The sequence below is a fragment of the Enterococcus sp. AZ103 genome (genome assembly GCF_051714685.1).
In the GTDB taxonomy this organism is placed as follows: Bacteria; Bacillota; Bacilli; order Lactobacillales; family Enterococcaceae; genus Enterococcus_A; species Enterococcus_A alishanensis.
Window position 1 is genome coordinate 922,211 of sequence record NZ_JBIOSI010000001.1, and the last position, 13,008, is coordinate 935,218.

Consider the following 13,008-nt stretch of genomic DNA (forward strand, 5'->3'; position numbering starts at 1 on the left):
AAGGCTTCCTAAAAGTTGGCATAACTAACTTTTGGATTACTTCCTCAGTTCATCGTTTTTTAATCTGTATAGTTTGACATATCCTCTGCCGTGACTATTTCCGGATGATATTCACTAATTTCTCCGGTAATAATCTTATGTTGTAATTTATCAATAAAAGATTCAATCTGTTCATCAGCTGTAATGCTAGAAAATTTCCAAACAGGATAATTCCACCACTTTAAGATTAATAATTGTTCAATAATTTTAAAGGGATACCGATAACGAATAATTTTTGCCGGCGAACCTGCAACAATAGCGTAAGGTGGTACATCCTTAGTGACAATTGAACGAGCACCAACAACTGCACCATCACCAACCTTTATATTTTTTTTGAACAAAACTTCTTGTCCTAACCAAACATCGTTTCCAAGAATAATTCCATCATTCATTTGCTGATCGTACGGGACTTGTTTGAATCCACCGATTTGACAGGCATCAGAAAAACCGAAAGAGTCTGACACACTTGTACCAGAGATCATAACAGACGAGGTGGTAAAACGATCTAATGGATGTTGAGCTGACATAAATGAAATATCTGAGGCGATAGAGCAATAACGTCCAATTTGTGACTGTGTTGGAAACATAGTAGCAGAATAACTATGTGTACCGATAGTAGGCAAAGTTTTATCAAAAGACGATACTGTGTATAAGCAATTGTTTTCTAAAATAGTTGAATCATCAATGGTTAAAATACAATTATCAGCTAAACCATCCTGACGATTGACTGCAAAATAAATTTTCTTTGATAATAAAAATTGCCTAAGTTCAGGTGTTATTTTTATTTTTTTAATCATCATGTACTCCTTATTTTCTGATTTTTCATCAGTTATAAAGATATTTTACTATGATTTTTAGATGTAAGAGATATTCTCCCAGATATGGGAGAATGGTTTAATAAATCAATCCAGTAATAATGCCGCTTAAAAAACTAACCAAGGTAGCACTTAATAAAATTTTCAATCCGTGTTTGGCGACTAAATTGCCTTTTTCCTCGTTCAAACCTTTCATGGCACCAGAAATAATTCCAATTGAAGAAAAATTTGCGAATGAGACTAAAAAGACAGAAACAATCGCCGTTGTACGGCCAGAAAAATGAAAGTTGCCTTTAGCTAATTCTGTCATAGCAACAAATTCGTTTGTGACTAATTTAGTCGCCATTAAGCTACCAGCACTCACCGCTTCATTCCACGAAATACCACTGAGAAAAGCCAATGGAGCAAAAATATAGCCTAAAATCTCTTGAAAACTTAAGCCTGTTACTTTAGCAAAAATAAAATTAATCATCGCAATCAAAGCTACAAAACCAATCAGCATGGCGGCAACAGTAATAGCCACGTGAAAACCATCCAAAATGTATTCTCCCAGCATTTGGAAGAAGGTTTGTTTTTGATCTTCTTCAATCGCTAATAAATCTTCTGTTTCCGAAAGTTTATAAGGATTTACGATTGCTGAAATAATATAACCGCCAAAAAGATTTAAAACTAATGCAGTAATAACATAACGAGGCTGTATTAAAGCCATGTAAGAACCTACAATTGACATTGAAACTGTCGACATGGCCGAAATACTCATAGTAGTAATTCGTTGTTCACTCAAATGAGGTAGCTCTTTTTTGATCGAAATAAAAACCTCAGACTGTCCTAAAATGGCTGAAGCCACGCCATTATAGGATTCTAATTTACCTAAGCCGTTTATTTTACTTAAAGCTAGTCCAACGCCCTTCATAAATAATGGTAAAATTTTGATGTAGCGCAAGATACCGATGATGGCAGAAATAAAAACAATCGGCATTAAAACATTTAAGAAAAATGGTGCACTGCCTTTATTAGCGATCCCACTAAAAACAAAAGCGACACCTGAGGCAGCAAATTTTAATAATGCATCAAATACTGCTGCTAAGGCCGAAACAATTACTGTACCAACAGACGTCCGCAATAATATAAAACCCAAAATAAACTGCAAAACCAGCATAAAAATAACACGTTTAAAAGCTATATTTTGACGTTGACTACTCATGCTAAACGCAACCAGTAAAACTATAATAAAACCAATTAATCCTACAAAATAGTGCATATACTCACTCCTTCAAAAATTCCTGATTCAGCATAGCGAATGTAGTGGAAAAAAACTAATAATAAGTTCATTATCCGACTAATTTTTAGACATTTCTCTTAAAAAAAACACTAACAAATTCATTTTAATAAAAATCTTTTCATCACCTTTTAGTAAATTTTGTGCTATGCTAAAAAAAATAACTTGAAGGAATGTAGCAAATGGAATCCAATAAAAAAACAGTTTCCTTACCGCGTTATCAGCAAGTAGCGGTTGAAATTGCTGAACGTATCGCTGAAGGTCGCTATCGAGTAGGAGAAAAAATCCATGCTCGTTCAACTTTAGCTAGCAACTTTAATGTTTCACCAGAAACAGCTCGAAAAGCAATTAATGTGTTAGTTGATTTAGGGATTATGGAAGTTCGGCATGGCAGCGGTGCTTATGTCTTATCCAAGGAAAAAGCACAAGCATATTATGAACAGTACCAAGACGTCCAATCAATTCAAGAAATCAAAAATGAAATAGTGTCGAGTATTCAACGTCAACGAAACGAACTAGACGATATTAGTCAAAAATTGAACCAGTTGGTTGCCAAAACAAAACGGGTTCACCATTCGGCCCCCTTTGTTCCTTATGAGCTCACTTTAACTGAAAATGCGCAACTTTTAGGTCAAACGATCAATCAATTAAATATTTGGCACGAGACGGGCGCCACTATTGTCGCATTGCAAAAAGGCGACAATTTGGTGCTATCTCCGGGACCATATGCGAAATTAGAAGTTGGAAATATTTTATTTTTTGTCGGCAATGAATTAGGTTTCCAACGGATGCAAAATTTGTTTTATCCTGATAAATAAACAAAAGACCATGAAATTGAGGTAGTATTTTCATGGTCTTTTTATTATTCATGAAAATTTTTGAAAGTTTCTTTTTGACAAAAGTGAACACACGATGTTAGTATGATATGGTCACTTTTTTATCGTTTCGAGGGAATTGAAACGAAGAAAAAACAAGGAGGAACTTACAAGTGAGTAAAGTAAAGGTTGAACATTTAACCAAAATCTTCGGTAAAAAGCAGCAACAAGCTTTAGCGATGATTAAAGAAAATAAAAGCAAAACAGAAATATTAGAAAAAACCGGCGCAACGGTTGGGGTTTATGACGCTAGTTTTGAAGTCAACGAAGGAGAAATTTTCGTTGTGATGGGACTTTCCGGTAGTGGGAAATCTACCATGATTCGTCTATTGAACCGTCTGATTGATCCAACTTCAGGTGAAATTTATATTGATGGCGAAGATATTGCTAAGATGAATAAAGATGAACTGCGGGAAGTTCGTCGCCACAAAATTAACATGGTTTTCCAGAACTTTGGTCTATTTCCACATCGAACTATTTTGGAAAATACTGAATATGGTTTAGAAGTTCGCGGTGTGTCAAAAGAAGAACGACAAGCAAAGGCAGAAAAAGCTTTAGAAAATTCTGGACTGCTTTCATTTAAAGATCAATATCCAAATCAATTATCCGGTGGGATGCAACAGCGGGTTGGTTTAGCGCGAGCATTAGCAAATGATCCAGAAGTTTTGTTAATGGATGAAGCTTTTTCCGCGTTGGATCCGTTAATCCGTCGAGAAATGCAAGACGAGTTATTGGATTTACAAGCAAGTGTCCAAAAAACAATTATTTTCATTACCCATGATTTAAATGAAGCATTGCGTTTAGGTGATCGGATTGCTTTGATGAAGGATGGACAGATTATGCAAATTGGTACGGGAGAAGAATTCTTGACTAACCCTGCTAATCAATATGTTCGTGATTTCGTTGAAGATGTGGATCGCTCGAAAGTCTTAACGGCACAAAACATTATGGTACCTGCTTTGACAACAAATATTGAAGTCGATGGACCAAATGTTGCCTTAAATCGGATGCGGAAAGAAGAAGTCAGTATGTTGCTGGCGGTAGACCGTAAACGTAAACTAAAAGGTAGCTTGACAGCAGAAGCTGCTTCGGAAGCTCGTAAGAACAGTCTTACTTTAAAAGAAGTACTAGACAAAAATGTTAGAAAAATTAAACCAGATATGCTGGTTACAGATATTTTCAATCTGATTTTTGACTCACCGGCACCACTTGCGGTAGTTGACGATGATGATAAATTAATTGGCGTAGTCATTCGCGGGAGTGTAATCGAAGCATTAGCTGGTGAGCACGAGGAAGAAGAGGTGGCAATCAATGAATAATTTTTTAACAAATAGTTTGCCAGTTGCTGATTGGGTAGAAAACTTTACTAGTTGGTTAACCAGTACTTTTTCTGGCTTATTCTCAGTTTTACAAAGTATCGGTCAATTTATCATGGATGGCATGACTGCTTTATTAACAGGTATTCCTGCTTTACTATTCATTGTAATTTTGACGATTGCCGCATTTATGATCTCAAATAAAAAATGGGGTCTGACTTTCTTTACGTTAATTGGTTTACTCTTTATTTATAATCAAGGCTTATGGCCGGACTTGATGAGTACGATTACGCTAGTTGTATTATCTAGTGTGATTTCAATTATTATCGGGGTACCATTAGGAATTTGGATGGCTAAAAGTGATCGAGCAAAAAGTATCATTACGCCGATTCTAGATTTCATGCAAACAATGCCTGGTTTCGTTTATTTGATTCCAGCCGTTGCTTTCTTCGGAATTGGGATGGTGCCAGGGGTATTTGCCTCAGTAATTTTCGCTTTACCACCGACCGTACGTTTTACTAATTTAGGGATTCGTCAAATTCCAACTGAATTAGTCGAAGCATCTGATTCATTTGGTGGTACTGCTAAACAAAAATTATTTAAATTAGAATTACCATTAGCTAAAGGAACTATTTTAGCCGGAATCAACCAAACAACAATGTTAGCTTTATCAATGGTAGTAACAGCTTCAATGATCGGTGCACCTGGTTTGGGTCGCGGCGTCTTGTCAGCTTTACAACGTTCACAAGTAGGTAATGGTTTTGTTAATGGTTTAGCATTGGTTATTTTAGCGATTATTATTGACCGTTTCACACAAAACTTAAACCGACCAAAAACTGAAAAATCAGCGCAACCAATGTCTAAAAAGAAAAAAGCTGGGATTTTAGCAATGGCAGCTGTATTAATTGTTTCTTCAATTGGTGGTGTGGTTTACAATAATGCTCAAAACACCTCAAAAGGAACAGTAAACTTGGCTTATGTAGAATGGGATTCTGAAGTTGCTTCAACCAATGTGATTGCCCAAGTCTTAAGAGATCAAGGATATACCGTTAACGCGACACCGTTAGATAATTCAGTTATGTGGGAATCTGTTGCCAATGGAGAATCAGATGCATTAGTTTCTGCTTGGCTACCGACGACTCATGCGTCGCAATATGAAAAATACAAAGAAAACTTAGTTGATTTAGGTCCTAACTTAGAAGGGGCAAAAACAGGCTTAGTTGTGCCAGAATATATGGACGTCAATTCGATTAGTGATCTAACTGATCAAGCTGGACAAACCATTACCGGAATTGAACCAGGTGCCGGGATTATGAACTCAACTGAAAAAGCCTTGAGTGATTATTCAAACCTATCAAGTTGGAGTTTAGAAAGTTCTTCATCAGGTGCTATGACAACGGCGCTAGCTCAAGCAATCAATAATCAACAAGAAATTATTGTAACGGGCTGGACGCCTCACTGGATGTTCCAAGAATATGATTTGAAATATCTAGAAGATCCTGAAGGAAGCTTTGGTGATGTTGAGTCCATCCATACGATGACTCGTAAAGGTTTAGAAGAGGATAACAAAGAAGTCTATGATATTTTAGATAAATTTGATTGGACGACTGACGACATGGAAAGCGTGATGCTAGCCGTTCGTGATGGTAAAGATCCGCAAGCAGCTGCACAAGATTGGATTAAAGCCAACAGTGATAAAGTTGCTGAATGGACAAAATAAGTTTATTGGAGAGTCGCTTGTGAGCGGCTCTTTTTTTGAAACAAAAAAGAGGACTTTTTCAGTCCTCTAAAAATTACAATTCTTTTTCACGGGCAATTGTGTCATCAACAGCCTTGACTACGGTTGCTAAGAAACGATTGTCTTCCAAGCTGACAACTCCAGCCACTGTTGTGCCACCAGGTGAGCTGACTTGATCAATTAAGCCCCAAGCATTTTCGGATGATGCAGCTAAAGTTTCTGCGCTTCCTAGCACAGCCTGAGTGGCCATTTCGGTAGCTAAATCTTTTGGCAAGCCATTTTTTACTCCTGCTCGAGCCAAGGAATCAATATAAAGGAAAGTAAATGCGGGTGAACTTCCAGCAATTGCTGCAAAAGTTGAAAACTGTTCTTCTGGTAATTCCCAAGCTTTACCAATCGCTGCAAACAATGCGATTATTTCCGCAACTTGTTCTTTAGAGGTAAATTGATTACCGCAAACTGCAGTTGCACCTTGACCTACCATGGAATTCATATTTGGCATTACGCGAATAATACTGACGGCTTGCTCGGTTTCCAAATAATCATAAAGAGTCGCCAAATCTTTTCCAGCTGCGATAGAAACTATCAGTGAATTTTTCGCTAAAATGGTTGTTCGAATTTCATTTACCACACTTTCAATAATTGGGGGCTTAACTGCCAATACAACGGTGTCAACTGCTTCAACCAATTGATTGACCTCTTCAACGGCATGGATACCTAATTGATCTGCTAAATTTTGGGCTTTTTCAAAATGGATGTTGTATAAATAGACATCTTCTGCAGAAACAAATTTTTGACTGATAATCCCTTCTATAATCGCCCGTGCCATATTACCGGCACCAATAAAACCAATTTTCATTTATTTTCCTCCTAAAATCTGTCTTCAATTGAATTATACGTTTTTTTTAATCACTTGAAAAATATTACAGCACAAGCTAAAGTTAAAACGAGGTGAGTCGATGTACGAAGAATATTTTAAAGAGGTTGGATTAACAGTGGTAGAATTACCTGTGGAATTAGAAAATAATTTACCGGTATATCGTGGATTAATTAAAGAATTGTCGTTTATTACAGCTGAAGCGATTTCGAAAAAAGCGATGTACGCTAAATTGGCAGAGCAATACCAGGTTTATCGCAAAGAAATCTTGGCGCAACAACAAGCAGTTGACGAAGAAAAACCTGCTTTGTCGTTGGAAGAGATGCTACGTTATTATGACGGCGAAATCTTTGCGGATTTTTCTGTAAGTGATTTGGAGGATGAGCATGAATAGTATGGAGAAAATTAATCAATTTCGAGATGAAAGAAATTGGCGGCAATTTCATAATGAAAAAGACTTGGCTTTATCTTTGACGCTAGAAGCCAGTGAATTGTTGGAACTATTTCAGTGGAAGACGTCAGAAGAAGCCAAAGAAAAGCCAGAGCGACTAAAAGAAGAACTGGCAGATGTTTTGATTTATGCTTATATGTTAGCTGATAATTTAAATTTCGATATTGACCAGATTATTGCTGAGAAACTGGTCAAAAATGCACAGAAATATCCAATTGAAACGAGTCGTGACAGTCGAGAAAAACCAAAATAAGTAAATCTTTATTATTTCAATACCATTCGTTCACAAAAAGTTCATAAATATTGTTTATAGTATGCATATACCAACAAACAACCCTAACACTTTTTCATTTTTAACTCCTTGCCTGTCGGACCCCACCGACAGGCATATTTTTTTGCTTTAATCTAAAAGAGATGGTACAAATAGATTGAATAAATTTAAATTGGAGATGGCGCTATGTTTGGATTTTTTGAAAAAATGGATACGATATTACCTGCTGACTTAGAAAGACAGCTGAAAAAAAATAAATTAACAGTTTTAGATGTACGGGATACAAACGAATATGCTTCTGGACATATTCCCAATGCGATTAATTATCCTTTGGCAGATATCGAAAACTATCAAGGGGCTAAAGATCAACCAACTTATGTCGTTTGTCAAGGTGGCGTTCGTAGCAAAAAAGCTGCAAAAATTTTGCAGGCCAAAGGATATCAAGTGGTAAATGTAACCGGTGGTATGAATTTGTGGCAAGGATCTCTTTCAAAAAAATAGCATCAAATGTTTTTGAATTTCCCATAAATTCTTCAAAGGTTCTTCAAATTCTCTCGGTATTATATATTCATACCAACAAACAACCCTAACACTTTTTTTCATTTTTAACTCCTAGCCCGCTAGTTCCCCGACTGGCGGGCATCCTTTTGTCTTCAAATAGGTTCTTATAGATTTTGCTCCTTGATTAAATGGTAATGGGCCTTTTTAGCTTGTAAGAAATCAATATGATCTTGGAGCTTTCTTTTTTCGAATTCCAATAATTGTTCTTGTTCTTCCAAAATGGCAATGCGTTGATTGATCGTGGTGATTCCTTGTTCTCGTAGCTTAGAATACTCAATAATTTTTGATAATTGCATCCCAGTGTTTTTGGCTTTTTGGATAAATTCAATCCAGTCCAAATCTTTTTTTGTAAATAGGCGATAATTATTTTCTGATCGTTTAGGCTGAAGTAAGCCTAATTCTTCATAATATCGTAAAGTGGGTATTGATAAATTTGTCAGTCGGGCTACTTCGGAAATTTTATAATTTTTAGTCATTGCTGTCCTCATAAATTTTTTCTTGCTATCAAGTAAGCTTGATAGTTTATGCTCATTGTATCAAAGAGGAGGATGTCATATGAATAATTATCAACGAGGATTAGAAATAAGAAAACAAGTTATTGGTCAAGAAGCTAGTCGTGCTGTATCGGAAAGTCTGAAAGAAATTGCACCAGTTTTAGATGAATACACTTTACTGGTATTCGATGAAATGGAAAATCGCAAAATTTTAGACTTAAAACAGCGAGAAATGATTACCATCACAACTTTATTAACTCAAGGAGATACTGCACCGCAATTAAAAATTCATATTCAAGGTGCTTTAAATGTGGGTTTATCGCAAGCTGAAATTATTGAGACCTTTATCCAATGTTTACCATATGTCGGTTTTCCAAAAGTTTTAAATGCTATTGCAGTTGCTAAAAAGGTATTTGAATAATAAGATTACGTCCAGATGATAACAAATTCTGGTCGTTTTTTTATGTAAATATTTACCATAAATTTCGATTATTTAAAGTAATTTAGAGTAAATTCAAATAGATAATTAGAATAACCTGTGATAGTATAAAAACGTCAAAATAAATGGTAGTTTAATAACTATCTTGGAGGAAACAAAATGATTGAAATTATTGCGACAGCAGAATCAATGGCACAGGCCTATGATTTGTTAGCTGCTGACGTCGATACTTTGTATATTGGGGAAGAAAACTTTGGTTTACGTTTGCCCTATTCCTTTTCTCGAGCTGAACAGCAGGAATTAATCGAAGCGGCTCATCAACAAGGAAAAAAAATAAATATCGCTTTAAATGGTATTATGCATCCAGAGAAGATGAAAGAAGTACCAGAATATTTAGCTTTTCTTAGTCAGGTCAAACCAGATCGGATTGTGGTAGGCGATACAGGTGTGATTCATTTATTACGCAAAGGAAACTATGGTTTAGATTTTATATATGATGCTCAAACTTTAGTCACTAATGCACGTCAAATAAATTTTTGGCATAAAAAAGGCGCTAGTGGCGCAGTATTAGCCCGAGAAGTTCCTTTTGATGAGATGAAACTATTGAACACCGAAGTAGAAGTACCAGTGGAAGTTTTGGTTTATGGTGCTACTTGTATCCATCAGTCCAAACGGCCATTAGTTGAAAATTATTTTAATTATACAAAACAAGATAGTAAAAAAGATAAAGAGCGAGGCTTGTTTATTTCCGAACCACGTAAAGATGAAACCCATTATTCAATCTATGAAGATCAACATGGCACTCATATTTTTGCCAATAATGATATCGATTTGTTACCGCAGTTGCAGGAATTAGTTGCGGCGGGATTTACTACCTGGAAGCTGGATGGTATCTTCACTCCCGGGGAAAATTTTGTGGAAATCGCCAAGCTTTTTGTAACAGCAAAAAAAATGTTAGAAGAAGATAATTGGCAAACAGCAGATATTCAAAAATTAGCTGAACAATTACAACAACTTCATCCTGAAAATCGCGAATTAGATACAGGGTTTTACTATTTTGATCCAGCCAGCATTAAATAAGGAGAACATTATGCAAAAAACAGCTTTAAAACGTCCTGAGGTGTTAGCACCAGCTGGGACTTTAGAAAAATTGAAAACAGCGATTCATTATGGTGCGGATGCTGTTTATATCGGTGGCGACGCCTACGGTTTGCGTTCACGGGCCGGAAACTTTTCATTTGAGGAAATGGCAGAAGGCGTAGCTTTTGCCAATGAGCACAAGGCAAAAGTTTATGTAGCAGCGAATATGGTTACTCATGAAGGCAATGAAAAAGGCGCCGGCGATTTTTTCCGTACGTTACGAGATATCGGTATTTCAGCGGTGATTGTTTCTGATCCAGCCTTAATTGAAATTTGTGCGACAGAAGCACCCGGCTTACCGATTCATTTATCAACACAAGCTTCGGCAACAAATTATGAAACGTTAGAATTTTGGCGTGAAGAAGGCTTGGAGCGGGTCGTGTTAGCTCGAGAAGTCTCGATGGAAGAGTTGGCGGAAATTCGTAAAAATACGTCTATTCAAATTGAAGCATTTATTCATGGTGCTATGTGTATTTCTTATTCCGGTCGTTGTACTTTGTCTAACCACATGTCGATGCGCGATGCCAATCGTGGCGGTTGCTCGCAGTCTTGCCGTTGGAAGTATGAATTATTCGATATGCCCTTTGCGAAAGAACACCGTTCATTAACTGAAAATGGAGAAGTGACAGAAGAATTTTCTATGAGTGCGGTGGATATGTCGATGATTGAACATATTCCTGATTTAGTTCAAAATGGTGTAGATAGTTTAAAAATTGAAGGTCGGATGAAATCTATTCATTATGTATCGACTGTGGCAAATGTATATAAAACAGCAATCGATAGCTACATGGCTGACCCTGAAAATTATGTACTAAAACAAGAATGGGTGGATGAACTTTGGAAAGTGGCACAACGAGAACTTTCTACTGGTTTTTATTACCATACACCTACGGAAAATGAACAATTATTTGGCCCAAGACGAAAAATCCCAGTCTATCAATTTATCGGTGAAGTCTTGAGTTATGATGAATCTAGTGGGATTGCCACCATCCGCCAAAGAAATCATTTTTCTGTGGGAGATGAAATTGAATTTTATGGTCCTAATTTCGAACATTTCCACCAAAATGTAATGGAAATGAAAAATGAAGACGGTGAATCAATTGATCGCGCACCAAATCCAATGATGATTGTGACGATGCCGGTTGCTCAAGTAGTAAAACCAGGAGATATGATTCGCCGTAAAAAGCCTGAAGTGACGAAATAATCTTAAGTCGAGACAATTTGTCTCGGCTTTTGTTATGATGAGGGTGAAGCTTTGAATGAGGAGGAGAATAAATGCAAGAATATGATTATATCGTTGTTGGCGGTGGCAGTGGCGGCATTGCTTCAGCCAATCGCGCGGGTGAACATGGGGCAAAAGTTCTATTAATAGAAGGAAATAAAATCGGTGGTACCTGTGTCAATGTAGGCTGTGTACCAAAAAAAGTTATGTGGCAAGCCAGTACCATGATGGAAATGCTGCAACGGGATGTTTCCGGCTACGGTTTTGATGTAACGATTAACCAATTTGATTTTACCGCTTTAGTAGAAGCGCGGGAAAAATATATTGATTTCTTGCACGGCGCTTACAATCGAGGATTGGATCACAATAAAGTAGAACGAATTTCTGGTTATGCTACTTTCCAATCAGATCATGTGATTGAAGTGAACGGAGAAACTTACACCGCACCCAATATATTGATTGCAACTGGTGGTTATGCGGGACCAATGAAGGTTCCTGGTGGAGAATATGCTCTAGATTCTGACGATTTCTTCGCTTTAAAAACCCAGCCAAAATCAGCAATCATGTTAGGTGCTGGTTATATTGCTGCAGAATTAAGTGGAGTGATGCAAGGCTTGGGAACAAAAGTTGACTGGGCTTTTCGTCATGAATTGCCATTAAGAACTTTTGATAAAATGTTAGCGGAAAACTTGCTAGAAATCTATCAAGATAATCACATGGGCATCCATCCTAATTGCGTTGTAGAAAAAATTGAGAAAAATGGTGAGGCCTTCACTGTTTATTTTGAAAATGGCCAAACTTTAACGGCAGAAAAAGTTTTCTTTGCTGGTGGACGTAAAGCCAATACTGAAAAAATCGGATTGGAAAATACCCAAGTGGAATTAGATGATAAAGGTTTTGTCAAAGTTGATAAATACCAAAATACAACCGCTGACGACGTATATGCTGTGGGAGATGTTATCGGAAAATTTGGCTTAACTCCTGTGGCAATCAAGGCGGGACGCCAGCTTTCTGAACGACTATTCAATGGTCAAACGGAAGCTCATTTAGACTATGAAAATATTCCAACCGTGGTGTTTACTCACCCAACAATGGCAACAGTTGGTTTATCAGAAGCCGAAGCAATTGAAAAATATGGCGAAGGTAAAATTAAAGTGTATCGTTCCCGTTTTACTCCGATGTATTTTGCTTTAGGGGAATACCGTCAAAAATGTGAAATGAAATTAGTTTGTCAAGGTGAGAACGAAAAAATTATTGGTTTACATGCTATTGGTGTCGGTGTTGATGAAATGCTACAAGGGTTTGCAGTAGCAATTAAAATGGGCGCAACCAAAGCTGACTTTGATAATACAGTGGCAATCCATCCAACTGGCAGTGAAGAATTTGTAACTATGCGCTAATCAAAATAACTGTGATAGAAAGAAATTTCTATTGCAGTTTTTTTGTGTAAATCAGTCGGAATACCTATTATTTACAATTGAATTCTTGCTA

At 36.8% G+C, this 13,008-nt stretch carries 14 protein-coding genes; 10 read left to right on the forward strand and 4 right to left on the reverse strand.

Translation table 11 applies throughout. The annotated features are described in order from the left end of the window. Window positions 1-59: 59 nt before the first annotated feature. Window positions 60-836 (reverse strand): CatB-related O-acetyltransferase, encoded by a 777-nt coding sequence (locus ID741_RS04630; protein ID WP_281419034.1) that lies wholly within the window; start codon window positions 834-836, stop codon window positions 60-62. A 97-nt stretch (window positions 837-933) separates the two neighbouring features. Next, window positions 934-2,115 carry a NupC/NupG family nucleoside CNT transporter gene (locus tag ID741_RS04635; RefSeq protein ID WP_438719218.1) on the reverse strand — a complete coding sequence of 394 codons (1,182 nt, stop codon included), beginning with the start codon at window positions 2,113-2,115 and terminating at the stop codon, window positions 934-936. A gap of 200 nt (window positions 2,116-2,315) precedes the next feature. On the opposite strand from ID741_RS04635, the gene ID741_RS04640 reads away from it, so the two are divergent. From ID741_RS04640 to ID741_RS04650, 3 genes are all read left to right on the forward strand, one after another. Continuing rightward, window positions 2,316-2,951, forward strand: a complete 636-nt coding sequence (locus ID741_RS04640) for a GntR family transcriptional regulator (protein WP_438719220.1) — start codon at window positions 2,316-2,318, stop codon at window positions 2,949-2,951. 170 nt (window positions 2,952-3,121) lie between these two features. After that, window positions 3,122-4,327: a quaternary amine ABC transporter ATP-binding protein gene (locus tag ID741_RS04645; protein ID WP_218326677.1), complete on the forward strand. Its 1,206-nt coding sequence runs from the start codon at window positions 3,122-3,124 to the stop codon at window positions 4,325-4,327. Further along, window positions 4,320-6,044, forward strand: coding sequence for an ABC transporter permease/substrate binding protein (locus tag ID741_RS04650; protein ID WP_218326675.1), 1,725 nt, complete (start codon window positions 4,320-4,322; stop codon window positions 6,042-6,044). Before ID741_RS04645 ends, ID741_RS04650 begins: the two co-directional genes overlap by 8 nt. A 73-nt stretch (window positions 6,045-6,117) precedes the next feature. Here ID741_RS04650 and proC read toward each other — a convergent pair whose 3' ends face one another. Next, window positions 6,118-6,921, reverse strand: coding sequence for a pyrroline-5-carboxylate reductase (gene proC, locus ID741_RS04655; RefSeq protein ID WP_438719223.1), 804 nt, complete (start codon window positions 6,919-6,921; stop codon window positions 6,118-6,120). 100 nt (window positions 6,922-7,021) lie between these two features. On the opposite strand from proC, the gene ID741_RS04660 reads away from it, so the two are divergent. The 3 genes from ID741_RS04660 to ID741_RS04670 all read left to right on the forward strand — a co-directional run bounded on the left by ID741_RS04660 (window position 7,022) and on the right by ID741_RS04670 (window position 8,162). Then, window positions 7,022-7,333, forward strand: a complete 312-nt coding sequence (locus ID741_RS04660; protein ID WP_438719225.1) for a hypothetical protein — start codon at window positions 7,022-7,024, stop codon at window positions 7,331-7,333. Beyond that, window positions 7,326-7,643: a nucleotide pyrophosphohydrolase gene (locus ID741_RS04665; protein WP_438719227.1), complete on the forward strand. Its 318-nt coding sequence runs from the start codon at window positions 7,326-7,328 to the stop codon at window positions 7,641-7,643. The genes ID741_RS04660 and ID741_RS04665 overlap by 8 nt, the downstream gene beginning before the upstream one ends. Window positions 7,644-7,847: 204 nt before the next feature. After that, window positions 7,848-8,162, forward strand: a complete 315-nt coding sequence (locus tag ID741_RS04670; RefSeq protein WP_218326669.1) for a rhodanese-like domain-containing protein — start codon at window positions 7,848-7,850, stop codon at window positions 8,160-8,162. 164 nt (window positions 8,163-8,326) lie between these two features. Here the strand turns inward: ID741_RS04670 and ID741_RS04675 are convergent, their stop codons facing one another. Next, window positions 8,327-8,698 (reverse strand): MerR family transcriptional regulator, encoded by a 372-nt coding sequence (locus ID741_RS04675; RefSeq protein WP_218326667.1) that lies wholly within the window; start codon window positions 8,696-8,698, stop codon window positions 8,327-8,329. Window positions 8,699-8,777: 79 nt separating this feature from the next. Between ID741_RS04675 and ID741_RS04680 the strand changes: the two genes are divergently transcribed. From ID741_RS04680 to gor, 4 genes are all read left to right on the forward strand, one after another. Then, complete coding sequence (locus ID741_RS04680) at window positions 8,778-9,137, forward strand: carboxymuconolactone decarboxylase family protein (protein ID WP_218326666.1); 360 nt, start codon at window positions 8,778-8,780, stop codon at window positions 9,135-9,137. Window positions 9,138-9,314: 177 nt separating this feature from the next. After that, window positions 9,315-10,235, forward strand: a complete 921-nt coding sequence (locus tag ID741_RS04685) for a peptidase U32 family protein (RefSeq protein ID WP_218326664.1) — start codon at window positions 9,315-9,317, stop codon at window positions 10,233-10,235. Window positions 10,236-10,245: 10 nt separating this feature from the next. Beyond that, window positions 10,246-11,499 carry a peptidase U32 family protein gene (locus ID741_RS04690; RefSeq protein WP_438719228.1) on the forward strand — a complete coding sequence of 418 codons (1,254 nt, stop codon included), beginning with the start codon at window positions 10,246-10,248 and terminating at the stop codon, window positions 11,497-11,499. Between the two features lie 71 nt (window positions 11,500-11,570). Continuing rightward, window positions 11,571-12,917, forward strand: coding sequence for a glutathione-disulfide reductase (gor, locus tag ID741_RS04695; RefSeq protein ID WP_438719229.1), 1,347 nt, complete (start codon window positions 11,571-11,573; stop codon window positions 12,915-12,917). Window positions 12,918-13,008 lie beyond the last annotated feature (91 nt).

Excerpts from the sequence above, each read along its gene's own strand:
- ID741_RS04630 (WP_281419034.1), bottom strand. The coding sequence starts at position 836 with ATGATTAAAAAAATAAAAATAACACCTGAACTTAGGCAATTTTTATTA.
- ID741_RS04635 (WP_438719218.1), bottom strand. The coding sequence starts at position 2,115 with ATGCACTATTTTGTAGGATTAATTGGTTTTATTATAGTTTTACTGGTT.
- ID741_RS04640 (WP_438719220.1), top strand. The coding sequence starts at position 2,316 with ATGGAATCCAATAAAAAAACAGTTTCCTTACCGCGTTATCAGCAAGTA.
- ID741_RS04650 (WP_218326675.1), top strand. The coding sequence starts at position 4,320 with ATGAATAATTTTTTAACAAATAGTTTGCCAGTTGCTGATTGGGTAGAA.
- proC (WP_438719223.1), bottom strand. The coding sequence starts at position 6,921 with ATGAAAATTGGTTTTATTGGTGCCGGTAATATGGCACGGGCGATTATA.
- ID741_RS04660 (WP_438719225.1), top strand. The coding sequence starts at position 7,022 with ATGTACGAAGAATATTTTAAAGAGGTTGGATTAACAGTGGTAGAATTA.
- ID741_RS04665 (WP_438719227.1), top strand. The coding sequence starts at position 7,326 with ATGAATAGTATGGAGAAAATTAATCAATTTCGAGATGAAAGAAATTGG.
- ID741_RS04670 (WP_218326669.1), top strand. The coding sequence starts at position 7,848 with ATGTTTGGATTTTTTGAAAAAATGGATACGATATTACCTGCTGACTTA.
- ID741_RS04675 (WP_218326667.1), bottom strand. The coding sequence starts at position 8,698 with ATGACTAAAAATTATAAAATTTCCGAAGTAGCCCGACTGACAAATTTA.
- ID741_RS04680 (WP_218326666.1), top strand. The coding sequence starts at position 8,778 with ATGAATAATTATCAACGAGGATTAGAAATAAGAAAACAAGTTATTGGT.
- ID741_RS04685 (WP_218326664.1), top strand. The coding sequence starts at position 9,315 with ATGATTGAAATTATTGCGACAGCAGAATCAATGGCACAGGCCTATGAT.
- ID741_RS04690 (WP_438719228.1), top strand. The coding sequence starts at position 10,246 with ATGCAAAAAACAGCTTTAAAACGTCCTGAGGTGTTAGCACCAGCTGGG.
- gor (WP_438719229.1), top strand. The coding sequence starts at position 11,571 with ATGCAAGAATATGATTATATCGTTGTTGGCGGTGGCAGTGGCGGCATT.